The 25,533-nt window shown below is 66.1% G+C and carries 25 protein-coding genes; 12 read left to right on the top strand and 13 right to left on the bottom strand.

What is annotated here, in order from left to right:
- Positions 1 to 73: 73 nt before the first annotated feature.
- On the top strand, positions 74 to 1,213 hold the full coding sequence (locus QOL57_RS11190) for a hypothetical protein (protein ID WP_089237408.1): 1,140 nt from the start codon (positions 74 to 76) through the stop codon (positions 1,211 to 1,213).
- Between the two features lie 41 nt (positions 1,214 to 1,254).
- Here QOL57_RS11190 and QOL57_RS11185 read toward each other — a convergent pair whose 3' ends face one another.
- The 3 genes from QOL57_RS11185 to QOL57_RS11175 form a co-directional block, all read right to left on the bottom strand.
- Complete coding sequence (locus QOL57_RS11185; protein WP_089237406.1) at positions 1,255 to 2,316, bottom strand: PDDEXK nuclease domain-containing protein; 1,062 nt, start codon at positions 2,314 to 2,316, stop codon at positions 1,255 to 1,257.
- A 19-nt stretch (positions 2,317 to 2,335) separates the two neighbouring features.
- On the bottom strand, positions 2,336 to 2,563 hold the full coding sequence (locus QOL57_RS11180; protein ID WP_089237404.1) for a hypothetical protein: 228 nt from the start codon (positions 2,561 to 2,563) through the stop codon (positions 2,336 to 2,338).
- A 543-nt stretch (positions 2,564 to 3,106) separates the two neighbouring features.
- Positions 3,107 to 3,601 carry a MarR family winged helix-turn-helix transcriptional regulator gene (locus tag QOL57_RS11175; protein ID WP_050815698.1) on the bottom strand — a complete coding sequence of 165 codons (495 nt, stop codon included), beginning with the start codon at positions 3,599 to 3,601 and terminating at the stop codon, positions 3,107 to 3,109.
- Positions 3,602 to 3,730: 129 nt separating this feature from the next.
- On the opposite strand from QOL57_RS11175, the gene hppD reads away from it, so the two are divergent.
- A complete protein-coding gene (gene hppD, locus QOL57_RS11170) occupies positions 3,731 to 4,843 on the top strand; it encodes a 4-hydroxyphenylpyruvate dioxygenase (protein WP_170919610.1) in 1,113 nt (370 codons plus the stop codon).
- 103 nt (positions 4,844 to 4,946) lie between these two features.
- Entirely contained in the window at positions 4,947 to 6,245 is a 1,299-nt protein-coding gene (hmgA, locus tag QOL57_RS11165) for a homogentisate 1,2-dioxygenase (RefSeq protein WP_089237402.1), read from the top strand.
- A gap of 159 nt (positions 6,246 to 6,404) precedes the next feature.
- On the opposite strand, the gene QOL57_RS11160 is transcribed toward hmgA, so the two are convergent.
- The gene (locus QOL57_RS11160) at positions 6,405 to 6,941 is read right to left on the bottom strand and encodes a hypothetical protein (RefSeq protein ID WP_089237400.1); all 537 of its coding nucleotides are present in this window, start codon (positions 6,939 to 6,941) and stop codon (positions 6,405 to 6,407) included.
- A gap of 124 nt (positions 6,942 to 7,065) precedes the next feature.
- Between QOL57_RS11160 and QOL57_RS11155 the strand changes: the two genes are divergently transcribed.
- A complete protein-coding gene (locus QOL57_RS11155; RefSeq protein ID WP_089237398.1) occupies positions 7,066 to 7,710 on the top strand; it encodes a hypothetical protein in 645 nt (214 codons plus the stop codon).
- Positions 7,711 to 7,783: 73 nt separating this feature from the next.
- Positions 7,784 to 8,743 carry a sodium:calcium antiporter gene (locus QOL57_RS11150; protein ID WP_089237396.1) on the top strand — a complete coding sequence of 320 codons (960 nt, stop codon included), beginning with the start codon at positions 7,784 to 7,786 and terminating at the stop codon, positions 8,741 to 8,743.
- Positions 8,744 to 8,884: 141 nt separating this feature from the next.
- On the opposite strand, the gene QOL57_RS11145 is transcribed toward QOL57_RS11150, so the two are convergent.
- From QOL57_RS11145 to QOL57_RS11110, 8 genes are all read right to left on the bottom strand, one after another.
- Complete coding sequence (locus QOL57_RS11145) at positions 8,885 to 9,271, bottom strand: Na+/H+ antiporter subunit G (protein WP_089237394.1); 387 nt, start codon at positions 9,269 to 9,271, stop codon at positions 8,885 to 8,887.
- The gene (locus QOL57_RS11140; RefSeq protein WP_025874598.1) at positions 9,268 to 9,552 is read right to left on the bottom strand and encodes a K+/H+ antiporter subunit F; all 285 of its coding nucleotides are present in this window, start codon (positions 9,550 to 9,552) and stop codon (positions 9,268 to 9,270) included. Before QOL57_RS11140 ends, QOL57_RS11145 begins: the two co-directional genes overlap by 4 nt.
- A complete protein-coding gene (locus QOL57_RS11135; RefSeq protein ID WP_244900718.1) occupies positions 9,549 to 9,998 on the bottom strand; it encodes a Na+/H+ antiporter subunit E in 450 nt (149 codons plus the stop codon). Before QOL57_RS11135 ends, QOL57_RS11140 begins: the two co-directional genes overlap by 4 nt.
- Positions 9,999 to 10,051: 53 nt before the next feature.
- Positions 10,052 to 11,587, bottom strand: a complete 1,536-nt coding sequence (locus QOL57_RS11130; protein ID WP_089237390.1) for a monovalent cation/H+ antiporter subunit D — start codon at positions 11,585 to 11,587, stop codon at positions 10,052 to 10,054.
- Positions 11,584 to 11,961, bottom strand: a complete 378-nt coding sequence (locus QOL57_RS11125) for a Na+/H+ antiporter subunit C (RefSeq protein WP_089237388.1) — start codon at positions 11,959 to 11,961, stop codon at positions 11,584 to 11,586. The genes QOL57_RS11130 and QOL57_RS11125 overlap by 4 nt, the downstream gene beginning before the upstream one ends.
- Complete coding sequence (locus QOL57_RS11120; RefSeq protein WP_089237386.1) at positions 11,961 to 14,789, bottom strand: monovalent cation/H+ antiporter subunit A; 2,829 nt, start codon at positions 14,787 to 14,789, stop codon at positions 11,961 to 11,963. Before QOL57_RS11120 ends, QOL57_RS11125 begins: the two co-directional genes overlap by 1 nt.
- A gap of 332 nt (positions 14,790 to 15,121) precedes the next feature.
- Entirely contained in the window at positions 15,122 to 15,607 is a 486-nt protein-coding gene (locus QOL57_RS11115) for an Mpo1-like protein (RefSeq protein ID WP_089237384.1), read from the bottom strand.
- Positions 15,608 to 15,792: 185 nt separating this feature from the next.
- Complete coding sequence (locus QOL57_RS11110; RefSeq protein WP_165781007.1) at positions 15,793 to 16,719, bottom strand: phosphoribosylaminoimidazolesuccinocarboxamide synthase; 927 nt, start codon at positions 16,717 to 16,719, stop codon at positions 15,793 to 15,795.
- A 141-nt stretch (positions 16,720 to 16,860) separates the two neighbouring features.
- On the opposite strand from QOL57_RS11110, the gene QOL57_RS11105 reads away from it, so the two are divergent.
- The 4 genes from QOL57_RS11105 (at position 16,861) to yegS (ending at position 19,675) form a co-directional block, all read left to right on the top strand.
- Positions 16,861 to 17,190 (top strand): DnaJ domain-containing protein, encoded by a 330-nt coding sequence (locus QOL57_RS11105; protein WP_025874605.1) that lies wholly within the window; start codon positions 16,861 to 16,863, stop codon positions 17,188 to 17,190.
- A gap of 57 nt (positions 17,191 to 17,247) precedes the next feature.
- Positions 17,248 to 17,925, top strand: coding sequence for a ribulose-phosphate 3-epimerase (gene rpe, locus QOL57_RS11100; protein ID WP_046983681.1), 678 nt, complete (start codon positions 17,248 to 17,250; stop codon positions 17,923 to 17,925).
- A gap of 12 nt (positions 17,926 to 17,937) precedes the next feature.
- Positions 17,938 to 18,420: a GNAT family N-acetyltransferase gene (locus tag QOL57_RS11095; protein ID WP_089238150.1), complete on the top strand. Its 483-nt coding sequence runs from the start codon at positions 17,938 to 17,940 to the stop codon at positions 18,418 to 18,420.
- A gap of 322 nt (positions 18,421 to 18,742) precedes the next feature.
- The gene (yegS, locus tag QOL57_RS11090; protein ID WP_089237380.1) at positions 18,743 to 19,675 is read left to right on the top strand and encodes a lipid kinase YegS; all 933 of its coding nucleotides are present in this window, start codon (positions 18,743 to 18,745) and stop codon (positions 19,673 to 19,675) included.
- 8 nt (positions 19,676 to 19,683) lie between these two features.
- Here yegS and QOL57_RS11085 read toward each other — a convergent pair whose 3' ends face one another.
- The gene (locus QOL57_RS11085) at positions 19,684 to 20,553 is read right to left on the bottom strand and encodes an ankyrin repeat domain-containing protein (protein WP_244900683.1); all 870 of its coding nucleotides are present in this window, start codon (positions 20,551 to 20,553) and stop codon (positions 19,684 to 19,686) included.
- Positions 20,554 to 20,876: 323 nt separating this feature from the next.
- Here QOL57_RS11085 and QOL57_RS11080 point away from each other — a divergent pair, with 323 nt between their 5' ends.
- The 3 genes from QOL57_RS11080 to QOL57_RS11070 all read left to right on the top strand — a co-directional run bounded on the left by QOL57_RS11080 (position 20,877) and on the right by QOL57_RS11070 (position 25,533).
- Entirely contained in the window at positions 20,877 to 23,036 is a 2,160-nt protein-coding gene (locus tag QOL57_RS11080) for an XVIPCD domain-containing protein (protein WP_244900681.1), read from the top strand.
- Positions 23,037 to 23,213: 177 nt separating this feature from the next.
- Complete coding sequence (trpE, locus tag QOL57_RS11075) at positions 23,214 to 24,689, top strand: anthranilate synthase component I (protein WP_089237374.1); 1,476 nt, start codon at positions 23,214 to 23,216, stop codon at positions 24,687 to 24,689.
- Positions 24,690 to 24,801: 112 nt separating this feature from the next.
- A complete protein-coding gene (locus QOL57_RS11070) occupies positions 24,802 to 25,533 on the top strand; it encodes an SIMPL domain-containing protein (RefSeq protein WP_244900716.1) in 732 nt (243 codons plus the stop codon).

Here is a 25,533-nt window from a genome sequence, read left to right as displayed (position 1 = left end):
CTTCAGCGTGCGCACGCCGTTACCGGCAAGGACTTCAGTCGACGACCCGTCGATGCAACCTACCGGAACGCCCATGCACAGCGATCACGCCGAACGTCTGCACGAACCTGCCACTGAACTGGCCGAAGGCGGAGCAGGCGACGGCGTGACCCTGCCACCGCAGGAAGCCCTGCTGGATGACGCAGGCACCGGCGCAGCAACGCTTGAACTCGCACCGCCGCGGCACCGTTTGCCGCAGATCGCCTTGCCCGACAACGTGGTGCTGAAGGGCGCAGTGCAGAAGCTGGTGGAACAGAAGGCGCGGCTGGATCGACTGGCCGCCGAAGGGCAGCTGGCCGGTCTGCTGCCACCGGAATGGCACGGCAACGGCGTGCGCGCGATCGACCTGTCCAGTTTCGTGCAGGGCGTGCTGCCGTTCCTGCAGCCCGCCGAGCGTGGTGAAACCGCACCGGCCCGCCTGCCGGTGCGCCATGTGCTGGGCGATGACAGCCGCTGGGGCCTGGTCGATGTACCCGAACCGAAGTCACTGGCCTGGTACCTGGCCAGCGATGACCGCGCCAACGCGGGCAGCAAGGATGTCGCCGAGGCCTATCTGGTCGGCGCGCTGGGCCTGGCCTGGATGCAGGAAGGGCGCAGCCGCCCCGGCTTCCTGCGTGCGATGGACCAGGACAGCCTGGCGGCGCGGGTGACCATGCTGGGTTATCCGCCGCCGAGCGAGCTGGCGCTGTACAGCGTGACCGCGCACGGCCAGTCCCAGATCTGGTGCGTGCATGGCCGGCGCAGGCTGCGCCCGCTGGTGGCGCCGTGGCTGAGCGTGCCCCTGCTGACCGCCTATGGCGTGCCCGCAGCGGTGGCTTGGCCGGGCAGCTTCCCGCCCGTTGAAGCCGTGGCCGAAGCGATTGCCGCCGCGCGTCCGGGCAAGCTGCTGCCGGAAGTGGATCTGGGCAGAGTGGTCGCCAAGATCGCCGAAGACGCCTCGTCCGAGGCATGGCAGCCGGTCAGCCTGCTGCAGCTCAACACCTGGTCGCCGCGCTGGCCGTTCTTCCTGGGCACCTTCGTCGGCCTGCCGTCGCTGCTGCTGGTCACTGCCGCGCTGGCGTTGCCCGGGGCTGTTGAAGCGGCCACCGTTGCCGCCTCGCTGGGCTTTGCCGGCGGCGCCATCGGCGCGCTTGCGGTGCCGTGGATCCATGCACGGCGCAAGCATCTGAGCTGAGTGCGTGGGCCATCCGCGCGTGGTGTAGATCTGTTGATCCCCTAACGGTCGATCTCTGCAGCAGTGAACTCCATGCGTTGCCGCGCACGCTCCGTGGCGGCCTGCAGCCGTTGCTTGAGGACTTCACGGGAGGGAAGGGATGTCAGGTACTCCGCCACATGGATGCCTGAGCGGTCCAGCTCCAGCAACTCGATCTGGCCTGCCTTCTTGCCTGTGCAAAGGATGATGCCCAGCGGTGCCTCTTCACCTTCCTCCCGCTCATAACGATCCAGCCAACGCAGATAGAGCTCCATCTGGCCCTTGTATGCTGGCTTGAAGTCACCGATCTTCAGTTCGACGGCTACCAGCCTGCGCAGGCGGCGGTTGTAGAACAGCAGGTCGAGATGGAAGTCATCGTCGTCGATCTGGATGCGTTTCTGGCGGGCGACGAAACTGAAGCCTGCCCCGAGTTCAAGCAGGAATCCCTGCATTTCACGCAGGATGGCGCCTTCCAGTTCCTGCTCGTCCCAGCACTCCTTCAGCCCGAGAAAATCCAGGACGTACGGGTCGCGCAGGACCAGGCCCGGGGAGAGCTGCTGGTTCCGGCGCAACGCCGACAGCTCATTGGCAATGGTCTGCTCGGGCTGGCTGGAAAGTGCTGTACGTTCGTACAGCATCGAGTCGATGCGCTGGCGCAACATGCGGACACTCCAGCCCTCCGTGCTGGCCATCTGGGCGTAGAAGTCGCGCTTGAGCGGATCAGACAGCGGGATCAGCGCGATGAAATGGGTCCAGCTCAATTGTCGTAGCAGTGATACGACAATCTGCTCGTCGGCAAATGCGATGGAGAACTGCACCATCCTGCGCAGGCTCTTTTCACCGAACGAACCGCCGAACTCGGCAGAGAGTGTCCTGGCGATGCGCTTGAACAGGACCTCTCCATAGCGTGCCCGACGTCCACCCATCTGATCGACATGGATGCGACGTCCTATGCGCCAGTACAGCAGCGTCAGTTCGGCATTGACGGTCCTGACCATCCCGGCGCGGGCCGTGGATATCAGTTCCCGGATATCAGCCAGCAGATCGTGGGTATGCGGCAGGGTGAGGGGCGGCGTGTCATCCATGAGGTGCCTTCCACCAGGGTCAGGGTTCGGCAATCACCCTCAGCGCACTGGCATAGCCCTTGGCGAGACTGGTCAGGTCGAGCAGCCGGTTCAACGACAGCAGCAGGCCCGGCTGGCAGGCCTTCAGGCGCTGATGTTCGAACCACGCCTGGGTGACGGTTTCCAACGTGGCCAACGCCTCATCGATGCGCTGCAGGTCGGCTTCGCGGTCGATGGGGTCGGCAGTGGGGTGATGGGGGCGTGTCATGGCGAAGCTCCGGGGAGAGGCCGCCGGAAAGGCGGCAGGCGATGCGTGGTTGAAAGACCGCTCAAACGCGAAAACGGTGGGCACCAGGCCCCACGCACCGCCCGCCATAAGGCAGACCCGGCTGCAGAATGGCGCCCACCGTCAGATGGGCTCCATTGGTGCAGCCTCGTTACGCGTTTGATCATCGGGCTTTCAACCCCGGCAGCGGTGCTCCGCTGCGCGCCTACCCTCGGGCCGATGGGACCGGCCGTCCAATAGGCAATGCCATTCGATGCGCGAATTTCGATACAACGGCTCTGTCGATCAGGACTCTACCGGCCCGATGCCGAAACATCAGGTGGTAAACGCGACACGTCGAGTCGAACCCGGCCGAAAGACCGTTCGTCGGCGGGACATGAACACCGCGCGTTGCACGTCATCAATGGCCTGCGCCTGACCCCTCACAGCGCAGCCCGCGACATCATCCATGCCTGGCGTGGGTCCATGTGTCGACCAAGGTCGACACCTACCAAGAGCGGCGGGGTGGGCGCCGCCCCGAAGGGGTCAGACCCCTTCGCCCATCCGCTCCAGGCCATCCCCGGCCAGGCGCAGGATCAGCTTCTCCAGCACCTGCTCCTCTTCCTCGCTCAGCACCGACATCAGCTTGCGGGTGATCTCGATCACCATCGGTGCGATCGTTTCGTACACCTCGAATCCCGCCGCCGACAGCGCCAGCACCGAACGACGGCGGTCATCGCCATGCGTCTCACGCTTGATGAAACCCCGTTCCAGCAGGCGCGCCACCGCGCGGCTGACCGCCACCTTGTCCATCGCCGTGCGGTCGGAGACCTCGCTGGCCGACGACCCGGGGTACAGCGCCAGGATGGTGATCACCCGCCACTCCGGGATGGCCAGGCCATAACGGTCGCCGTACAGCTTGGCGATGTTGCCGCTGACCCGGTTGGACAGCACGCTCAGCCGGTACGGCAGGAACTGTTCCAGGTCGAGCAGGACGTGGGAGGCACGCAGGCGGGTGGAAGCGGGATCGGCGGGGCTCATGTTGCGGTGCACCTTGCTGGTGGTTTCAAGTGTAACTATAAGTGTTGGGTCCGTACCCTGCATTCTCGCCGGGTCCAACCCCGCCCGCACCTGGTTTGTGCCGATGCGGCACCGATTCGGAGCCACGCCATGAATACCGCAGTCCCGTCCGCCTCGCATCCCAACCCCGGCATGCAGGTCACCACCTTCGAAAACCCGATGGGCATCGACGGCTTCGAGTTCGTCGAATTCGCCGCACCGGCCGGCCGTGGTGCCGAGCTGCACGAGTACTTCCGCAAGATGGGCTTCAGCGCGGTGCTCAAGCACAAGCAGCGTCCGATTACCGTCTATCGCCAGGGCGACGTCAACTTCTTGGTCAATGAAGACCCCGATTCGTTCGCTGCCGACTTCGCTGAAAAGCATGGCCCGTGCGCTTGTGGCTTCGCCATCCGCTTCAAGAAGCCGGGCGCGGAGGTCTACCAGACCGCGCTGGGCAATGGCGCCGAAGCCATCGCCTTCAAGCCGGAGAGCAAGGCGGTCAACGCCCCGGTCATCAAGGGCATCGGCGACTGCATGCTGTACCTGGTGGATCGCTACGGCGATGCCGGCAGCATCTTCGATGGCGACTACGAGCTGATCGCCGGCGCCGAGCTGCGCCCGAAGGGCTTCGGCCTGACCTTCATCGACCACCTGACCCACAACCTGTACTTCGGCAACATGCAGCAGTGGTCGGACTACTACGAGCGCCTGTTCAACTTCCGCGAAATCCGCTACTTCGACATCAAGGGCCTGAAGACCGGCCTGGTGTCCAAGGCGATGACCGCGCCGGACGGCATCGTGCGCATTCCGTTGAACGAGTCGTCCGACCCGAAGAGCCAGATCAACGAGTACCTGGACGCGTACAAGGGCGAGGGCATCCAGCACATCGCCTGCTTCACCGAGAACATCTACGAGACCGTTGAAGCAATGCGCGCGCAGGGCGTGGATTTCCTCGACACGCCGGAGACCTACTTCGACGTGATCGACCAGCGCGTACCGAATCACGGTGAGGACGTTGCCCGCCTGGCGAAGAACAAGATCCTGATCGACGCCGACCCGGAAACCCATCAGCGCAAGCTGCTGCAGATCTTCACCCAGAACTGCATCGGCCCGATCTTCTTCGAGATCATCCAGCGCAAGGGCAACGAAGGCTTCGGCGAAGGCAACTTCACCGCGCTGTTCGAGAGCATCGAGCGCGACCAGATTCGTCGCGGCGTGCTGTAAGGTCTTCGGTAGCGCCGGGCCAGTTCCGGCGCCTGCCTATCTGTAGAGCCGAGCCATGCTCGGCTGCTTTCCGTTCCGGTCCCGCCGTACCCAGGAGCCCCCCATGTCCAGCGCCATCACCGCCCGCGGCTACCAGTCCGGTTTCGGCAACGAGTTCGCCAGCGAGGCAGTGCCTGGCGCACTGCCGGTCGGCCAGAACTCACCGCAGAAGGTGGCCCATGGCCTGTATGCCGAGCAGCTGACCGGCACCGCGTTCACCGCACCGCGCGGCAGCAACCGCCGCAGCTGGCTGTACCGGATCCGTCCGGCGGTGACCCACGGTGAGTTCACTCCGTTCGCGCAATCGCAGCTGCAGTGCGATTTCGGTGCGCAGCCAGCCTCGCCGAACCAGCTTCGATGGAGCCCGCTGCCGCTGCCGGAGCTGCCGACCGATTTCGTCGAAGGCCTGTACACGATGGGCGGCAATGGTTCGCCCGATGCGCATGCCGGTGTTGGTATCCATCTGTACGCCGCCAACCGTGACATGGTCGGCCGCTACTTCTACGACGCCGACGGCGAACTGCTGATCGTGCCGCAGCTGGGCAGCCTGCGCCTGCTGACCGAGCTGGGCGTGATCGAGATCGAACCGCAGCAGATCGCGGTGATTCCGCGCGGCGTGCGCTTCCGTGTCGAGCTGCCTGACGGTCCGAGTCGTGGCTACATCTGCGAAAACTTCGGCGCACTGCTGAAGCTGCCCGACCTGGGCCCGATCGGCTCCAACGGCCTTGCCAATCCGCGCGATTTCGAGACCCCGCATGCGGCGTTCGAAGACGTCGACGGCGACTTCGAACTGATTGCCAAGTTCGATGGGCGCCTGTGGCGTGCGCCGATCAACCATTCGCCGCTGGACGTTGTGGCCTGGCACGGCAACTACGCACCGTACCGCTACGACCTGCGCCGCTTCAACACCATCGGCTCGATCAGCCACGACCACCCGGATCCGTCGATTTTCCTGGTGCTGCACTCGCCCAGCGACACCGCGGGCACCAGCAACATGGATTTCGCGATCTTCCCGCCGCGCTGGTTGGTGGCGCAGAACACGTTCCGCCCGCCGTGGTTCCACCGCAACATCGCCAGCGAGTTCATGGGCCTGGTGCACGGTGCCTACGACGCCAAGGCCGAAGGCTTCGTGCCGGGCGGTGCGTCGTTGCACAACTGCATGAGCGGTCATGGTCCGGATGCGCCGACCTTCGATAAGGCCTCCAGTGCCGACCTGTCCAAGCCGGACGTGATCAAGGACACCATGGCCTTCATGTTCGAGACCCGCGGCGTGATCCGCCCGACCGTGCAGGCGCTGGCTGCGGGCCACCGGCAGGGCGATTACCAGCAGTGCTGGAACGGCCTGCGCAACAATTTCCGTTGATCGTCCGCATCCACGCATGGCGTGGATCTACCGGGTGGCGCGATACCGCATCCACGCATGGCGTGGATCTACTGCGAAGCGTGATATCGCGCGCGGCGTGGATCCAACCGGGTTCGTGATGCAGTAGATCCACGCCATGCGTGGATGCTGTTCGCCGGATCAGGCGATGGCCGCGAACGCGCTGCAATGCTCCACCGGCAGCGCCTCCATCAGCCGCTGCCGCACGCGTTGGCAGTAGCCTTCCGAGGTCAGCGCCGGCAGCACCTGCAGCGCTGATTGCATCACCTGCAGGACCTCGCCTTCGGCGCGCGCCTGCTGCAGGTCGCGGAACAACGCCGCTGCGTTGGGGTGCCGCTGCATCTCCAGGATTCCCAGCACATAGATGCGCGCGGCGACCAGCGAGCGGCGTCGCTCGACTGGCGCGGCGGACGCTGCGGCGGCTGACGGCGCCAGCGGGGCAGCAGCCACACTCGGCGCAGGTTGCGTGGAAACGGCGGCGTCCGCGCCGGTCACCAGATATCCGGCCTGGATCAGCTGGATCACCATCGCTGCCGCGTCCTGCCCCAGCAGTGCGGTCAGCTCGGCGATGCTGCGCTGGCCATCGCACAGGATCAGCAGCCGTCGCTGGCGCATGTCCAGCGGCGCGCGGTGGGCCTGCAGCGCGGTTCGGGCGAGGTCGGTCTTGCGCGGTTGCATGGGGTGGACAGCCAAGTCGGTGCTCGCCCAGCCTGAATGAGGGCGATGAAACCGCGATGACAATGCAGCGCCTGCACGCGCGCTGGGGTAGCGTGCACCCACCCTGTGCCAAGGATCCGCACCGATGAAGCACCTCCCGATTGCCGGCCTGCTGCTGTTGTCGCTGGCCGCCTGCAACCGTAGTCCCGAAACCGCCGCGCCGGACGCACCTGCCGCCGCCACCACACCGGCGAAGGATGCTTCCGTTCCGGCCGACGCCGATCTGGCCACCGCTTCGCCGGTGGACCCGCGCAGCGACAGCCCGGCACGCCTGGATGGCTTCGGCGGCGCCACGCTGGGCGCAGGCATCGCCGAGGTCCGCAGTGGCTTCGGCACGCCGTTGCAGGGCCTGGGTACCGATGCCGGCGGCAAGCCGCTGCCTGCCGACGATGCCAATGAACGCTGCTACTTCCTGCGCCCGCAGGGTGCCGAAGACCCGCGCCTGATGTTCGAGGCGCGCAAGCTGGTCCGCTACGACGTACGCAGCCCGTCCATTGTCGCCCCCGGTGGCGGCCGTGTCGGCATGACCCTGGGCGAGCTGCAGGTGCTCTATCCCGAGCGCGCAGACGTCGGCCCGGACAAGTACGACGACAAGGCCCAGCACCTGCGCGTGCGGCCGGCGCAGGAGGGCGCGGCGATCATCGATTTCGCACTAGGCGCTGACGGCAAGGTCGGCGCCTGGCGGGTCGGCAGGACCCCGCAGGTGGACTACGCCGAAGGCTGCGGCTGATCCTCCCTCCTCGGCTCACCCGCAACGGGTGGGCCGAGCGTAGAATCGCGCCACGACCGCTGGGGAGTGCTCGATGATCGCCATTGCCATTGCCTGGTTCCTGCTCGGCCTGCTGTTGCTGGCCCTGGGTGGGGACTCCATCGTCAAAGCCGTTTCCGGCCTGGCGCAGCGCTTCGGTGCCAGCGCATTCACCGCCGGCCTGCTGCTGCTGGGCATCACTACTTCGCTGCCGGAGCTGGCGGTCAACGCCCGCGCGCTGGTGATGGGCCAGCCGGAGCTGGCCTTGGGCAACGCCGTCGGCAGCAGCGTGGTCAACCTTGGCCTGACCCTGGCAATGGCTGCCATTGCCGCGCCGCTGTTGTTGCGTGCCCGCCTGCAGACGGTGCTGTGGTGGGCGTTGCTGGCCGCGGGCCTGCTGCTGATCGTGTTCGGGCTCGATGGCCGCCTGCTGCGCTGGGAGGCCGGCGTGCTGGTGGCCGGGTTCGTGGTGGTGCAGTTCCTGCTGCTGCGACGCGGGCGCCATGAGAGCGCCGAGGTGCAGGCGATCATCGCCGAGTCGGCACTGAGCCGCACCAGCCTGCCCTTGAATGTGCTGCGCGTGCTGATTGCCGCATTGGCGTTGTATTGGGGCGCGCGCCTGGTGGTCGGTGCTGCCGCTGATTTCGGCACTGCGCTGGGTTGGACGCCGCTGCTTGTCGGTCTGCTGCCGGTGGCGATCGGCACCGCGTTGCCGGAGGTGGCAGCCGCCGTCGCTGCAGCGCGCCGTGGCCACGGCGACATGGTGCTGGGCCACGTGCTTGGTTCCAGCGTGGTCAACCTGATGCTGGTGATCGGTGCGATGGGGCTGCTGCAGCCGCTGGCGCTGCCGGCCTCGTTCGTACGTCTGGAACTGCCGGCGCTGCTGGCCTTCGCCCTGGTGCTGTACCCGATGCTGCGCGGCGACCTGCGCATCAGCCGCATCGAAGGTGCAGTACTGCTGGGGGCGTTCGTGGCCTGGTTGGGGCTGGAAATCGCGCTGGTCACACCGGTCTGACCGCTGCGATGGGTCCACCCCGCGCGTGGACCCGGTAGTGCCGGCCGCTGGCCGGCAACCTCGGCGAACCCGCAGCCAGGCATGGCCTGGCTCTACTGGCGGTTATCCGGGGTCGTGCCGACCAACGGTCGGCACCCACCGTCAACGCGCGGTGGTTTCCTCTTCCCGCTCTGGTTCCGGCGGCGGCAGTTGCTCTTCTTCCGCCCGCTCGTTGCCCGGCAGAGTGGGGCGCGTTTCCATCAGCAGCGACAGTGCCGCCTTGGCCATCAGGTGCGCGCTGATCGGCGCGGTGATGAACAGGAACACGGTGATCAGCAGCTCGCGCGGCTGCGGATCCTGGCCCAGGAAGATGTGGTAACACACCGAGCACACTAGCACGCAGCCCACGCCCAGCGTGCTGGCCTTGGTCGGTGCGTGCAGGCGCTTGAAGAAGGTGGACAGCTTCACCAGCCCCAGCGCGCCGACCAGGATGAAGAAGCAGCCGAACAGCAGCAGGATCGACAGCGCGATCTGGATGAAGGTGATCATTCGACGATGTCCCGGCGCAGCACGAACTTGCTCAGCACCACCGTGCTGCCGAAGCCGAGCATGGCAATGATCAGTGCCGCCTCGAAGTAGATCGCCGAATTGAGGTACATGCCGAACAGCATCAGCTCGGCGATGGCGGTCACCGACAGCGTATCCAGTGCCAGGATGCGGTCGGGCACGGTCGGCCCGCGCAGCAGGCGCCAGGTGGCCAGCAGCATGGCCAGGCCGACCACGTGCATGCATACCACCAGGGTGGTCTGGATGATCTGGAATCCAGTCATGGGAAGATCTCCATCAATGGGGCTTCATAACGGCGCTTGATGGTGTCGATCAGGTCCTGCGGGTCTTCCAGGTGCAGCACGTGCACCAGCAGGAACTTCCGGTCGTCGCTGAGTGCGGCCGACACCGTGCCGGGGGTCAGGGTGATCATGCTGGTCAGCGCGGCAATGCCGTGGATGTTGGCGATGTCCAGCGGCAGCCAGATGAAACCGGGATGGATGTTCTTTTCCGGGCCCAGCACCTGGATGGCCACGCGGATGTTGGACATCAGAATGTCCCACAGGGTCACGAACAGCAGCTTCGGCAGCGGCCGCAGGGTGCCGATGCGGGCGAACTCGCGGTCCAGGCGCGCAGCGAACAATGGAATGACCACGCCCAGCAGCAGGCCCAGCAGGAACTGGCCGAGCGTGAAGCTGTCGGACATCAGCAGCCAGAACACCACCACCATCACGCTCAGCGCGGGCGAGGGCAGCAGGCGGCGGATCGGGGAGCGCTTGGCGGTCACGGCTGGCGGATCTCCGGTGTGGTCGCGCGCAACTGCTGCACGTAATCGCCCGGCTGCAGCAGCTGGGTGGCGATGGCGTCGGTGTGCTGCATCAGCGGAGCAGCGAACAGCGTCATGCCGATGCCGTAGGCCAGCAGGATGCAGGCGGCAAACAGCTCTACGCGGCGCAGTGGTGCCTTGCGCGGTGGCGGTGCATCGGGATCAGGCAGCGGTACGCGCCAGAACAGGCGGATGCCGCCGCGGGTCAGGCCCATGATGACCAGCAGGCTGCTGACCAGCACCGCCGTCCACACCGCGCCGGTGTATTGGGCAGGCATGCCGGCCAACAGCGCGGCCTTGGCCAGGAAGCCGGACAGTGGCGGCAGGCCGGCCACCGACACCGCCGCAATCAGGAACAGCACGGCGGGCGTCTCCTTGCCGGGCATCGGCGCGATCACTTCCTTGCGGTCGCTGGCGCCGCCACGGCGGCGTCGGATCAGGTCGGCGACCAGGAACAGTGCGGCGGCGACGAAGCTGCTGTGCGGCAGGTAGTACAGGCCGGCCGACAGCACCTTCGGCGTGCCGACAGAGAAGGCGATGAACAGCGTCGCCGCCGAGACGATCACCAGGTACGAAATCAGCACGCGCAGGCGCGCTGCGGCCAACGCACCCAGGCCGCCCAGCACCAGCGTCGCTACGCCGGCCCACAGCAGCCAGTCGCGGCCGTAGCCGGCCATCGCACCCGCATCCTCGCCGAACCACAGCATCTGGATGCGCAGCACGGCATACAGGCCCACCTTGGTCATGATCGCGAACAGCGCCGCTACTGCCGCCGGTGCACGCGCATACGATTCGGGCAGCCACAGGTACAGCGGCATCAGCGCGGCCTTGGCACAGAACACCAACAACAACAGGCCCATCGTCGCCTTCACCAGGGTCAGCTGCGCAGGCGGCACCTCGGCAATGCGCTGCGACAGCTCGGCCATGTTCAACGACCCCAGCGAGGCGTACAGCAGGCCCAGCGCGATCAGGAACAGGGTCGAGGCGGTGACGTTGAACACCACGTAGTGCAGGCCGATGCGCATGCGCAGGCCGCGGCCACCACTGAGCAGCAGGCCGTAGGAGGCGATCAGCATCACCTCGAAGAACACGAACAGGTTGAAGATGTCGCCGGTCAGGAAGGCACCGTTGAGGCCCACCAGCTGGAACTGGAACAGCGCATGGAAGTGCGGTGCGCGCCGGTCCCAACCCGAACACGCATGCAGCAGGCAGGGAATGGCCAGCAGCAGGGTGGTCAGCAGCATCCAGGCGGACAGCTGGTCGGCGACCAGCGCGATGCCCAGCCGCGACGGCCAGTCGCCCAGCAGGTACACGCGGATGTCGCCGCCCGCGGTGTCGGCAAACAACAGGCCGACCACCACCGCCAGCGCGCCCAGCGAGGTCCACGCCACGGCACGCTGTACCTTCGGCCCATAGCGGCGATGTTCGACGAACAGCGACAGCGCAGCGCCGAGCAGCGGTACCAGGATCGGCAGGATCACCAGATGATTCATGCGCGGTCCTCGCCCCGGCGCGGCGGTGCATCTTCGTCCGGCTCGTGCGCGTCCACATGGTCACTGTGGTTGTCGCTGCGGCTGCGCATGGCCAGCACGATGCTGACGGCGGTCATCGCAAAGGCGATCACGATCGCAGTCAGTACCAGTGCCTGCGGCAGCGGATCGGTGTAGTTGCCGAGGTGGCTCTCCACGCCTTCCTGCAGCACCGGCGCCTTGCCCTGCACCACGCGGCCACCGGCGAAGATCAGCAGGTTGGTGGCGTAGGACAGGAAGGTCATGCCAAGGATCACATCGAAGCTGCGCGCGCGCAGCAGCAGGTAGATGGCGATGGCGGTCAGCACGCCGATCGCAGAGGCCAGGGCCAGTTCCATCAGTGCATCTCCCCCGTTCGTGCCGAGCGGCGTTGCAGGTCGATCTCGCCCTTGCGCGCGGTGCGCGTCCGCGAGGGTTTGACGGTGGCCATCATCGACAGCATCAGCATCGCGCCACCGAACACCACCAGGTACACGCCGATATCAAAACCAATCGCGCTGGCCAGCGGTACATCACCGATCAACGGCAGATGCAGGTCCAGGTGACCACTGGTCAGGAACGGCACGCCGAACAGCATCGACGCGGCGCCACTGAGGATGGCGATCAGCAGGCCGGTGCCGATGCAGCGGATGTAGTCGAAGCCGAAGCGCGACTCGACCGATGCGGTGCCCTGGATCACGTACTGGATCAGCAGCGGCACTGCCAGCACCAGGCCGGCGATGAAGCCGCCGCCCGGCGCGTTGTGGCCGCGCAGGAACAGGAAAATGGAGACCGTCAGGGTCAGCGGGAACATGATCTGGGCCAGATCGGCCGGCACCGGCAGCTTGATCGGCGGGCCGGGCATGATCTGCTCCGGCGCCATCCGCGTACGCCGCAGCAGCGCATGCACGACCAGTGCGGCGATGCCGAACACGGTGATCTCGCCGAAGGTATCGAAACCGCGGAAGTCGACCAGGATCACGTTGACCACATTCTGGCCGTACGCCTCGGGCAGGGCGCGGGCAAGCAGTTCGCCGGCCATGGTGTTCGGCGGCAGGGTCATCGCGCTGTAGGCCAGCGCGCCGAGGCCGGCACCGGCCACGATCGCGATCAGCGCATCACGGCGCTTGCGCCAGCGCGGCCGCTCAGGGCCCGACTGTGCGGGCAGGTAGTTCATGCCCAGCAGCATCAGCACCAGGGTCACCATCTCCACCAGCAGCTGGGTCAGCGCCAGGTCCGGTGCGGACAGGAACACGAAGGTCAGCGCCACCATCAGGCCGACACCGCCGACCAGCAGCACCGCCAGCAGGCGCTGCTTGTACATGCGCAGGGTCGCCACCGCGCAGGACATCATCACCAGCCACAGTGCCCAGCCCAGCAGCGGTATCGGCTGCGGCTGGGTCCAGTCCGGCGAGGCCGGGTTGGCGATGTAGGGCGCGGCGGCGACCACGATCGCCACCAGCACCAGGCCCAGCAGCATGCGCTGCAGGCTGCCGTTGGCGATGCCGGCGGTCAACCGCTGCGCACCGGCCGACAGCAGGTCCAGCTGGTGGTGGAAGACGTTGCGCCCCGGCGTGGTGTTGGTTACCCCATGCAGGTCGATCAGCTTGCGCAGGCCGAAGTAGAGGGCCACGCCACCGACCACGCCCGCGGCGCTCATCGCCAGCGGCAGGTTGAAGCCATGCCAGATCGACAGGTTGTACTCGGGCATCGCGTTGCCGAGGATCGAGGCAGCCGCCGCGTGCAGCACCGGCGCCACCGTCAGTGCCGGGGCGATGCCCACCGCCACGCAGATCACCACCAGGATCTCCACCGGCACCTTCATCCAGCGCGGCGGCTCGTGCGGCACGCGGTCCAGGCCATGCGGGCCCTTGCCGAAGAAGGTGTCGTGCACGAAGCGCAGGCTGTAGGCCACGCCGAACACACCGGCCAGCAGCGCAGCGATCGACACCGCCGTGCGCATGGTGTCGGTGCCGCCGGCCGAGAGCGCTTCGGCGAACAGCATTTCCTTGGACAGGAAGCCGTTGAGCAGCGGGATGCCGGCCATCGCCAGCGAGGCGATGATCGCCAGCGCGCTGGTGAACGGCATCAGCCTGCGCAGGCCACCCAGCTTGCGCATGTCACGGGTGCCGGTCTCGTGGTCGATGATGCCGGCGGCCATGAACAGCGACGCCTTGAATGTCGCGTGGTTGAGGATATGGAACACACCGGCGACCACGGCCATCGGCGTGGACAGGCCGAACAGCAGGGTGATCAGGCCCAGGTGCGAGATCGTCGAATAGGCCAGCAAGCCTTTCAGGTCATGCTGGAAGATCGCGTTCCAGGCACCGATCAGCAGGGTGATCGCACCGATGCCGCTGACCGTGTAGAAGAACAGATCGCTGCCGGCCAATGCCGGATGCAGGCGCGCCAGCAGGAACACGCCGGCCTTCACCATGGTGGCCGAGTGCAGGTAGGCCGACACCGGGGTGGGCGCGGCCATCGCGTGCGGCAGCCAGAAGTGGAACGGGAACTGCGCGCTCTTGGTGAAGATGCCTGCCAGTACCAGGAACAACGCGTAGGGGTACAGCGCGCTGGCGCGGATCTGCTCGCCGGCAGCCAGCACCACGTCCAGGTCGAAGCTGCCGACGATGCGGCCGATCAGCAGCACGCCGGCCAGCAGGGCCAGGCCGCCGCCGCCGGTGATCACCAGCGCCATCCGCGCGCCCTCGCGGGCGTCCTGGCGATGCGACCAGAAACCGATCAGCAGGAACGAGCTGATGCTGGTCATTTCCCAGAAGATCATCAGCAGCAACAGGTTGCCCGACAGCACCATGCCCAGCATGGCGCCCATGAACAGCAACAGGTAGGTATAGAAGCGGTGCGCGCTGTCCTGCGGGCTCAGGTAGTAGCGCGCATACAGCACCACCAGTGCGCCGATGCCCAGTACCAGTCCCGCGAACATCCAGGCCAGCCCATCCAGGCGCAGGGTGAAGTCCAGGCCGATCTGCGGCAGCCACGGCACCATCGTCCGCACCACCTGGCCATCGAGCACCGATGGGGTCAGCCAGGCGAGGATCGCCAGCCCGCCCAACGGCGCCAGCGCCGCCAGCCAGGCAGCAGTCGAGCGCGAACTACGGGGGAAGGCTGCGACAGCCACTGCCATGAGGAACGGCAGGGCCAGCAGCAGGGGCAGGCTGGGGAGCATGCAGGGAATCCATGATTCACGAGCAGGTCAGGGAGCATAACAGGCTGCCAAATGTCGCCGAAACCCATTGAACAGCGATCAATTGCATGTAACGTGCGCTGATTCATTTTTTCTGCGATGCAGCATGCCGCGTGGATGACCCGTCAGGACCTGGCTGACGGGTCCACCCTACGCCCACGCAGGGAGACCGCAGCCCCTGTCGCACAGGGACCGCCGCCGTCGGGCGGGGCTGGGAGAGGAGGTCACCGCGGCAGGCTGGCAGGCACGCCGTGCAGTGTGGGTGATGGCATCTGCCCGTTCAGGAAACAAAGCCGTCGATGCGGCGACGCCGGTCAGTAGCGCCAGTCGAGCTTGCGATAGGCCTTGGCCATCACCCAGGCCGGGCCGATCAGCAGGTAGGTCAGGTCGGTCAGGAAGCTGGGCTTGCGGCCTTCGAACTTGTGGCCGATGAACTGCGCGATCCAGGCGACGACGAAGACGCCGATGGCCAGCCACAGCAGATTGTGCAGGCCGATTTCCGCTTCCAGCAGCCGGCACAGGCAGCCGAACACGAAGAACTGGATGAGCATGCCGATGCCCAGCGGACGCGACAGTTTGTTGTAGAAGCACCAGGCGCTGAACATCGCGAACGCCGACCAGATGCCGTACTGGAACCAGGTGATCAGCGGCGGAACGCACCACAGCAGGGCCACCACCGACCACAGGATCGCCGGCACCGCCACCACGTGGATGCGCTGGTTGACCACATTGCGGTGGTCGTCGGAGTAGCTGGCGAAATAGCGGTCGATCGGACGCGCAAGCTGGGTGGTGGTCTGCATGCGGCCAGCATACCCCGGCCGGGGCCGACAGTAGAGCCAGGCCATGCCTTGGCTGCAGGTCCGCCGAGGTTGCCGGCCAGCGGCCGGCACTACCCCGGGAAACCGACAGTAGAGCCAGGCCATGCCTGGCTGCCGGGGGGCGCAGGAACACGCCCCCAGCCAGACCGGCCGGGGGCGCAGGGGAATCAGTCGACGCTGATTCCGGCCAGGCGCTGCAGCGCCTCGGCGTACTTGGCGCGGGTGCGCTCGATGATCTCCGCCGGGATGGTCGGGCCCGGAGCGGTCTTGCCCCAGTCCAGCGTCTCCAGGTAGTCGCGCACGAACTGCTTGTCGTAGCTCGGCGGGCTGGTGCCCACTTCGTACTCGTCGGCCGGCCAGTAGCGCGAGGAATCCGGCGTCAGCATCTCGTCCATGATGTACAGGCGACCGTCGGCGTCGGTACCGAACTCGAACTTGGTGTCGGCCAGGATGATGCCGCGCTCGCGCGCGTAATCGGCCGCGAACTTGTAGATGCGCAGCGTGGCGTCGCGCACGCGCTCGGCCATCTCCGCACCGACCGTCTTCACCATCGCGTCGAAGTCGATGTTCTCGTCATGGTCACCCACGGCGGCCTTGGTCGAGGGCGTGAAGATCGGCTCGGGCAGCTGCTCGGCCTGGCGCAGGCCGTCGGGCAGGTCGATACCGCTGACTTTGCCGGTGCGCTGGTAGTCCTTCCAGCCGCTGCCGATCAGGTAGCCACGGGCGATCGCTTCCACCGGTACCGGCTTCAGCTTGCGGGTGACCACCGCACGCTTGGCGTACAGGGCCGCGTCCACGCCCTCGGGCAGCACGCTGGCCACGTCGATGCCGGTCAGGTGGTTGGGCATCAGGTGCGCGGTCTTGGCGAACCAGAAGTTGGACACCTGGCAGAGCATCTCGCCCTTGCCCGGGATCGGATCGGGCAGGACCACGTCGAACGCCGACAGGCGATCGGTGGCGACCATCAAAAGGTAGTCCCCCGGCGGGGTACCGGCCGGCAGCCGCTCGCGCGGGATATCGAACACATCACGCACCTTGCCGCGGTGGCGCAAGGGCAGGCCGGGGAGATCGGATTGCAACAGCGTGGTTGGCACGGGCACTCCTGGGGCTTCGTCGATACGGCTGCCCAACGGACCCGGCGGGCCCGCTGACCAGCGGGCGGCCTAGTGTAAAGCGGTCCGGGCCCGCTGTGACGTAAAATGAGCGTCCATTTCGTCGGCCGACCCCGGAGCGCCATGCGCTGGTACGGAAAACTGCTCGGATTCATCGCCGGGGCCCTGTTGTTCCGGCCCAATCCGCTGTTCGGCGCGGTGGTCGGCCTGTTGCTGGGACATGCCTTCGACAGCGACTGGTTCCGCCTGAACAAGGAGAACCCGTACCGCGAGCTGGGGCTGACCTCCGAGGCCACCGATGCCGAGGTCGAGCGCGCCTACCGCAAGCTGATCTCCCAGTACCACCCCGACAAGCTGGGCGGCGCCGCCCCCGAGCTGCAGCAGCAGGCCGAGCAGAAGTCGCGGCGCATCAACGCCGCCTACGACCGCATCAAGACCCTGCGCAAACGCTGACCCCACAGTCCCGCCTGCGGGCGGGAGATCCCTTTCCCCGTTCCGAAGGCCCCGGCCATGTCCAACTGCCTCATCGCTCCTTCCATCCTCTCGGCCAACTTCGCCCGCCTGGGCGAAGAGGTCGACAACGTCCTGGCCGCTGGCGCCGATTGGGTCCATTTCGACGTGATGGACAACCACTACGTGCCCAACCTGACCATCGGCCCGATGGTCTGCCAGGCGCTGCGCAAGCACGGCGTCACCGCGCCGATCGACGTGCACCTGATGGTCGAGCCGGTGGACCGCATCATCCCGGACTTCGCCGAGGCCGGCGCCACCTACATCAGCTTCCACCCGGAGGCCAGCCGCCACGTGCACCGCACCATCCAGCTGATCCGCTCGCTGGGCTGCAAGCCGGGCATCGTGCTGAACCCGGCTACCCCGGTGGACATCCTCGACTGGGTGCTGGACGACCTCGACCTGGTGCTGCTGATGTCGGTCAACCCGGGCTTCGGCGGCCAGGCCTTCATCCCGTCGGCGTTGGACAAGCTGCGCGTGGTGCGCCAGAAGATCGATGCCAGCGGCCGTGACATCCGCCTGGAGATCGACGGTGGCGTGAAGGCCGACAACATCGGTGAGATCGCTGCCGCAGGTGCCGATACCTTCGTCGCCGGCTCGGCCATCTTCAACGCCAAGACCAGCTACCAGGACGTGATCGCGCAGATGCGCGCCAACGTCGCCGCGGCACGGGGCTGAGCCATGAGCACGGTGGCCGTGTTGAACATCCGCCCGGCCACCGTCGCCGACGCTGGCCTGATCCTGCGCTTCATCCGTGAACTGGCGATCTACGAGAAGGCCGAGCATTCGGTGCAGACCGATGAAATCGGCATCGCTGAAAGCCTGTTCGGCGCCGACGCCACCGCCCGCGCGCTGATCTGCGAGGCGAACGGCGAAGCCATCGGCTACGCGGTGTACTTCTACAACTATTCCACCTGGCTGGGCCGCAAGGGCATCTACCTCGAAGACCTGTACGTGAGCCCGGAAAAGCGTGGTTCCGGCGCGGGCAAGGCGCTGCTGAAGTACATCGCCCGCCAGGCGGTGGCTGAAGGTTGCGGCCGCTTCGAGTGGTCGGTGCTGGACTGGAACACGCCGGCCATCGACTTCTACACCGCAGCCGGCGCCAAGCCGCAGGACGAGTGGACGGTGTACCGGCTGGAAGGTGAGGCGCTGCACGATTTCGCCAACGGTTGAGGCGGAATGCATCCACGCATGGCGTGGATCTACTGAAGACGGTGCGTGGGCACAGTAGATCCACGCCATGCGTGGATGCGCATGGCGGGCAAAAAAAAAGCCACGCCAAACACTGGCGTGGCCTTGCTGCATGCGTGGGAGGCTGATCCTGCCTCCATCCGTCGTCCCTGCTATGGCCTTCCATTCTCCGGGCCGCCGATGACACCTGCATGACATCCCGCATTGGCGAGCCCAACCATCTGACCTGAACGGTTGCCAGCGTCTTTCACTGGCCCCGAACGCGCGATTGCTAGCCTGTGCCGCCTTTCCCTGGATGTACCGCATGAGCACACCGCGCTGGCGCCTGATCCTCAACGGCAAGTCCGCAGGCAACGATGACCTGCGCGATGCCGTGGGCCACTGGCGTGACCGTGGCGTGCAGCTGGAAGTGCGGGTGACCTGGGAAGACGGTGACGCCGAGCGCTACGTGGCCGAGGCCATCGACCACGGCGTGGACGTGATCGTGGCGGCCGGTGGCGACGGCACGCTCAGCGCGGTGGCCGAGACGCTGGCGCATCGTGACGAGCCGGCTGAGGCGCTGCCGTCGCTGGCGCTGGTGCCGATGGGCACCGCCAACGATTTCGCAACCGCTGCGGGCATTCCGGTGGAGCCGCAGGAGGCCTTTGCACTGATTGCCGGCGGTACGCCGCGTCCGATGGATCTGCTGCGTGTTGATGCCGACGGCAAGCCATGGTGGTGCGCCAACCTCGCCAGCGGCGGCTTCGGTACCCAGGTTACGGTGGAAACCGATGCGGGCTTGAAGAAGATGCTTGGCGGCCTAGCCTATGTCATCACCGGCATCGCCAAGCTCGGTCGCATCGAACCGATCACCGCGCGCCTGAGCGGGCCGGAGTTCCAGTGGGAAGGTGGGTTCATCGCGCTGGGTATCGGCAACGGCCGCCAAGCGGGTGGTGGTCAGCAGCTGTGCCCGCAGGCACTGATCGATGACGGCCTGCTGGACGTCACCGTGGTGCCGGAACTGGACGGTGAAGTCGCCGCCACCCTTGGACAGATGCTGACCGGTGGCAAGGAGGCGGCGCTGGAGCGTGTCGCCACGCGCGCGCAGCTGGCTTGGCTGCAGATCGACGCACCGCAGCCGCTGACCTTGAACCTGGACGGCGAACCGGTGCAGGCACTCAGCTTCCGCATCGAATGCGTGGCGGGCAGGGTGCGGATGCACCTTCCGGAGGATTGCGTGTTGCTTTCCGGTCGCTGATACAGGAATTACAGCAGCGGAATGTCTTCTTCCTTGCTCGGGAATTTGAAGGCCTCACGCTTCCTGCGGATGTGTTCGGGCATCGGCGGGCGGGGAATGTTGCGTTCGATCAGCCACTGCTGGCATTTCTTCTGCCACGGCAGGTTGTCGGGTGTGGTGATTTCCCAGTAGATCTCTTCGACCATCAATAGCCGAGCAGACTTTCCCGAACTTTCCGCTACATGCTCGGGGATCGTGGGGTCTGCGCCGTGCTCCAGCAACCAGTAGGCGTAGTCAAATCCGCCTCTTCCCGTGTACCAGCTCAGAACGGTGTCATCCTCCAGGCCCCGGTTCGATTCGTTGATGTTGGCTCCGTTCTCAATGAGTACCTGGATGTTCTTCCACTGGTTTCCACTGACGAAAGCCTGAAACAGCAAGGTTTCATTCGCCGAATTGCGCGTGTTGGGGTCTCCGCCATGCTTCAGCAGCAGCTCAAGGAAGCGAGGGTCGTCCATCTTTGCCGCGTAGACCATCGCATTGTTGTAACCAAGCCTGCGTCCCTCCACCGTCTTGTATGCGCGTGCATTCGGATCTGCGCCGTTGTCCAGGAGAGCGCGTAGCCCATCAAGATTTTTCGCCCGAAGTGGCCACGCCACCAGGGGGATTCCAGCGTCACGAGCGAACACCTTGTCGGGATCGACTACTTCGTCCTTTATCAGGCGCCGAACGGTGTCCGAATCGCCATGCTCGGTTGCTATCGCAAGCTCAAGGTTTTTTCCGTCGAAATACTGTTCGGCGCCGTGGCTCGATGAAACGGCGCATCCGCTCACCATCAGAAAGATGGCGCAGACCACTATCGGTAACATCCGTTTCACACTTTCAAAAACATGAATGGGCATGTTGATTCCGCAACGGTGCTCGAGACGTGACATTAGCAAACGGATCTGATAATCGATATGTGTCGCGGGGGCATGTCCCCTCAAGGTGGATGGAGCTTGCCATGAAGGATCACGACATCGACGCGCGGGCACGCGCAGTCCAGGAGCAGCGCGGGCTTGTGGAGCAGTTGCGCGCAAGCGGCCACACCGAAGATGCAGAGCGCTTGCAGGAGACATACCACGCACGTGAGATGTCTGGACTCGCCTCCGATGTGTATCAGTCAGCGAAGCATGCTGGCGAGCCGCCTATGGGGTGGACGCGTGCAAGCTCGGATCCCGTCGCATTGCGCGCGGCTGGGGTCAACCTGACCGACGATGCGATCCGGAACCTCCTGCAGCCGCCTGAGTCCGGATTCCGCGCCGAGATCTACATCCCCGACAAGCGCGTCTTCGGTGAGGATGCGAAACCTGTAGTGGTCTACAAGGGGTCCACGGGTGAGATTCTTGACCCTCTGGCGCCCAATGGAAAACGTGAATCCGGCGGCGAGGATTTCCTCAACAACGGCCAGCAGGGCATCGGCATGCGCAGCGACTATTACGATCGCGCGATGGAACTTGCCGTAGCCATGAACAGGCGCCTGCCCGGCGGCTTCGAAATCGCCGGCCACTCCCTCGGCGGGGGCATGGCTTCCGCTGCGTCCGCAGTCACCGGCGCACGTGCTACCACGTTCAACGCCGCCGGCCTGCATCCGGCAACTCCAGCGCGTTATGCCAAGGACAACGGCCTGCCGACCTTCGACACGCAGCAGTCCGTGCACACCTACCAGACCACCGGTGAGGTGCTGAACGATGTGCAGAACGGCATGCACCGCCTGAGCGAGCATCAGCGTCGTGGCTACGGTGTGCTTGCCAACGAACTGGGCATGGTGCTGAAGGATCCGGCCATGCAGAAGGTCGTCGGCGAAAAGCTGCGCGAGATGCTGCCTCCGGGCGCGCAGACCTCCGCTGCACAGTTCATCGAACAACTGGCGAGCCAGCCGGGTCAGCAGGCGCTGCGTGATATTCCGCTCGCGGCAGGGCGCCTCGAACTGTTGCTTGAGCCCAAGACCCGCGACGCGCACGGGGCACTCGTCGATCGCCCGCATGTGGCGCCGCCCAGCCAGGTGGCGGAGCTGGCGGGCCCGCTGTCCACCGTGCTGCACGCCACGGCGTACGGCATGCGCGGCGGTCGCCTGGCCGGCGAGCAGGTTGAACGGGCCGGCGCCGTCACTGCCCATGCGCTGGACAAGGTGGGCGATGGTGTCGAGCGCGTACTGAAGACCGAAGGCATGGCCATCGGCCAGGTGGTGAACATGGGGTCCACCAGCCTGCAGGTGAGCACCCGGGCGACCAGTACGGTGATTGCTTCGGGGCGTGAACTGACCGGCAGCATCGAAGCCACGCTGCACCGCGTCGAATCGCAGACCCGCTCCCATGGCCTGTCCGCACTGTCGTGGGTGGCTGACCGGGTGGGCGCGGACAACGTTGCCGGCCGACTTGCCAAGCAGGCCGAAGCTGTCCGTGACCACGGCGAGCAACATGCGCAGCACGCGACGAAACAGGCCGTCGCCGACGCCGCAGGCACACGCGCAGCGGGTGAACGCGTGGCCGCTGCCATCAGCCACGACGGCCAATGGGTGGCCGGCAAGCTGCAGAACGGATTCGCCACCGCCGGCGCCCATGTCGATCGTGGCTATGACCTGGTGGCGTCGCAAGTGAAGGGCATCACCGCCAAGGCGCCGATCACCCTGTCCACGCTGGGTGGTGCCGCGGTGGGCATCGGGGCTGCCGCTGCCACCCACCTGCCGACCGGCAACCTGCCGTTGGACGCAATGAAGCTGCACAACCTCGACAAGTCCGAACGTGTCATCCGCGGCATGATGCCGGCCTTCAGCGAGGCGACTGCCCGCCATGGCATGGATCCGACCGTCATCCCCAGCCTGGATTCGGAACTGATCAAGCAGGAAGCCGCCGCCCGCAAGCTGGTCGAGCAGCACCAGCGCATACAGCATCCGGAAGATGGCCGCCGCGCCGGCGTGGCAGCAGAGCCGGCTGCGCGCGGGCCCGGCATCAACGACCCTGGCCACACCGATTACCGGTTGTTCAATGGCGCACAGACCGGCGTGCACGCCCTGGATGCCGCTCACAACCGTGTGCCGAACCTGCAGAGCGACCAGCTCGCCGGTGCACTGGCTGTGCAGGCCAAGCGCGAGGGGCTGGAGTCCATTTCCCACGTGGTGCTCAGCGACGATCACAGCCGTGCTTTCGCGGTGGATACGCCCGACCTGAACGCCGCGCACCGGCGCCATGCGCACGTCGATGTGGCGGCGGGGATGGCCCAGCCGCTGAGCGCGAGCACGGCCCAGATTGACGCGCTCAATGCCAGTCGCGAACAGGCGCAGGGGGTGTCGCTGGCCCAGCAGCAGGTGCAGGAGACCCAGGAACAGGCACGGCGGATGGGCTAGGGCGAAGACAAACCGCCCGTCGCCAAAGGGTTTCCCTGCGGCCAAAGCTGCGATACAGTCATTGGGTGTCCAGCCTGACGACCCCGCATACCCTTTCTTCCGCACGCCGTTGGTGGCGATGGTGGCCTGTTGCCGTCGTCCGTCCCCATAACGCTGTGTCCCGGAAGGAAAGTCGTCTTGATCTCGCACGCTCAGTTTCAGCAGCAGGCCGCTGAAGGCCACACCCATATTCCCGTTGTCCGCGAAGTGCTGTCCGACCTGGACACGCCGCTTTCGGTCTATCTGAAGCTCGCCGACGGCCCCAATACCTACCTGTTTGAATCCGTCGAAGGCGGCGAGCGCTTTGGTCGTTACTCGATCATCGGCCTGCCGGCACGCCGCGTGTACGCCTTCCACGGCCACACCCTGACCGTACGCGAGCACGGCGATGTGGTGGAAACCCGTGAGGTGGCCGACCCGTTCGCCGAGGTCGAGGCGTTGCGCAGCGCCCACTCGGTGCCGAAGCTGGAAGGTCTGCCGGGCTTCACCGGTGGCCTGGTCGGCTGGTTCGGCTTCGAATGCATCGGCTACATCGAGCCGCGCCTGGCCTCGCCGGCTGGCCGTGACGAACTGGGTACGCCGGACATCCTGCTGCTGCACTCCGATGAGCTGGCGGTGTTCGACAACCTGAAGGGCCGGCTGTACCTGATCGTGCATGCCGACCCGCGTGTCGAAGGCGCCTTCGAGCAGGCCCAGGCCCGCCTGGATGCACTGAGCGCCAAGCTGCGCGCGCCGGGTGCCGGCTATCCGGCACCGCTGACCAGCGACGTGCTGGACGAGTCCGATTTCGTTTCTGGTTTCACCCGCGAAGGCTTCGTCGACGCGGTCCAGCGCAGCAAGGAATACATCCGTGCCGGTGACATCTTCCAGGTGGTGCTCAGCCAGCGCCTGAGCGTGCCGTTCAAGGCGCGCCCGGTGGATGTGTATCGCGCGCTGCGTGCACTGAACCCGTCGCCATATATGTATTTCCTCGATGTCGGCGATCTGCAGGTGGTCGGCTCCTCGCCGGAAATCCTGGTGCGCCTGCAGGACGGTGAAGTGACCGTGCGCCCGATCGCCGGTACCCGTCCGCGCGGCGCCACGCCGGAGCTGGACCAGGCGCTGGAGGTCGAGCTGCTGGCCGATCCGAAGGAGCGCGCCGAGCACCTGATGCTGATCGACCTGGGCCGCAACGACGCCGGCCGCGTGTCCAAGGCCGGCACCGTCGAAGTGGGCGAGCAGTTCGTGATCGAACGCTACAGCCATGTCATGCACATCGTCAGCGAAGTGACCGGGCAGCTGCAGCCGGGCCTGAGCTATGCCGACGTGCTGCGCGCCACCTTCCCGGCCGGTACGGTCAGCGGCGCGCCGAAGATCCGCGCGCTGGAAGTGATCCGCGAGCTGGAACCGATCAAGCGCAATGTCTACGCCGGCAGCATCGGCTACATCGGCTGGCACGGCGATGCCGATACCGCGATCGCGATCCGCACTGCGGTGATCAAGGATGGCCGCCTGTACGTGCAGGCCGGCGCCGGCATCGTCTACGACTCCGACCCGGACAAGGAATGGGACGAGACGATGAACAAGGGCCGCGCGCTGTTCCGCGCCGTCGCCCAGGCCGCCAAGGGCCTGTGAGTTTCTCTGTGCTGTGGCCTGCGCCGCAGCCCCCTTCGCTGTTTCCATTCAAGACAAGGAGTACCGCATGAAGCTGCTGGGCGTTCTGCTGTGGTCGTCGCTGCTGGCCACGATGGCCCCCTCTGCGTGGGCACAGGCCAACACCATTCCCTCGCAGCCGCACCTGCTGGTGAAAGGCGAGGGCGCGCGAACGGTGATGCCGGACCGGTTCACCGTCGAACTGCTGGTCAAGTCCACCGACCTTCAGCCGGATGCAGCGCGCTCGCGCGTGCAGGGCAATGTCGATGCGGTGCTGGGTGCGTTCAAGCGCAACCATGCACTGCCGGCAAGCGTGGTGGCAGACAACCTGACCATCCAGCCGGACTACCGCTACAGCATGCAGGGCAAGCAGGAATACCTGGGGACGCGGGTGAGCCGGCGCCTGAAAGGCAGCTTCGGCACCACCGGTGACCTGCAGGCCTTCCTGCGCGCGGTCGATGCCAGCGATGACCTGCAGATCAGCAGCATGCGGCCTGGCTACTCGAAGGAAGCCGCACTGCGTGGCGAACTCAAGGCCGAAGCGGCAACGCAGACACGCGCCTCCGCCAAGCACCTTGCCACGGCCTATGGCGCGCGCATCACCGGCCTCTACAGCATCTCCGACGTGGCCCCGAACTTCGCCTACGGCGTGCAGGCAGGCAACTGGCCTCGCAGCGGTGAGATGGTTACACCGCCCAGCCCGCCGGCTCCGGCACCGACCAGCATCGAGACAACCGGCTCGCGCGCGCGCGAATCGATCGAAGCCGGCCCCATCACCTACACCGAAAACGTGTACGCCATTTTCCTGATAAGCGACGGAACCTGA

It is taken from the genome of Stenotrophomonas sp. yr243, from assembly GCF_900184195.1.
GTDB lineage: Bacteria > Pseudomonadota > Gammaproteobacteria > Xanthomonadales > Xanthomonadaceae > Stenotrophomonas > Stenotrophomonas lactitubi.
The sequence above is the reverse complement of the archived record's forward strand: the minus strand, read 5'-3'. Positions and strand labels throughout refer to the sequence as shown.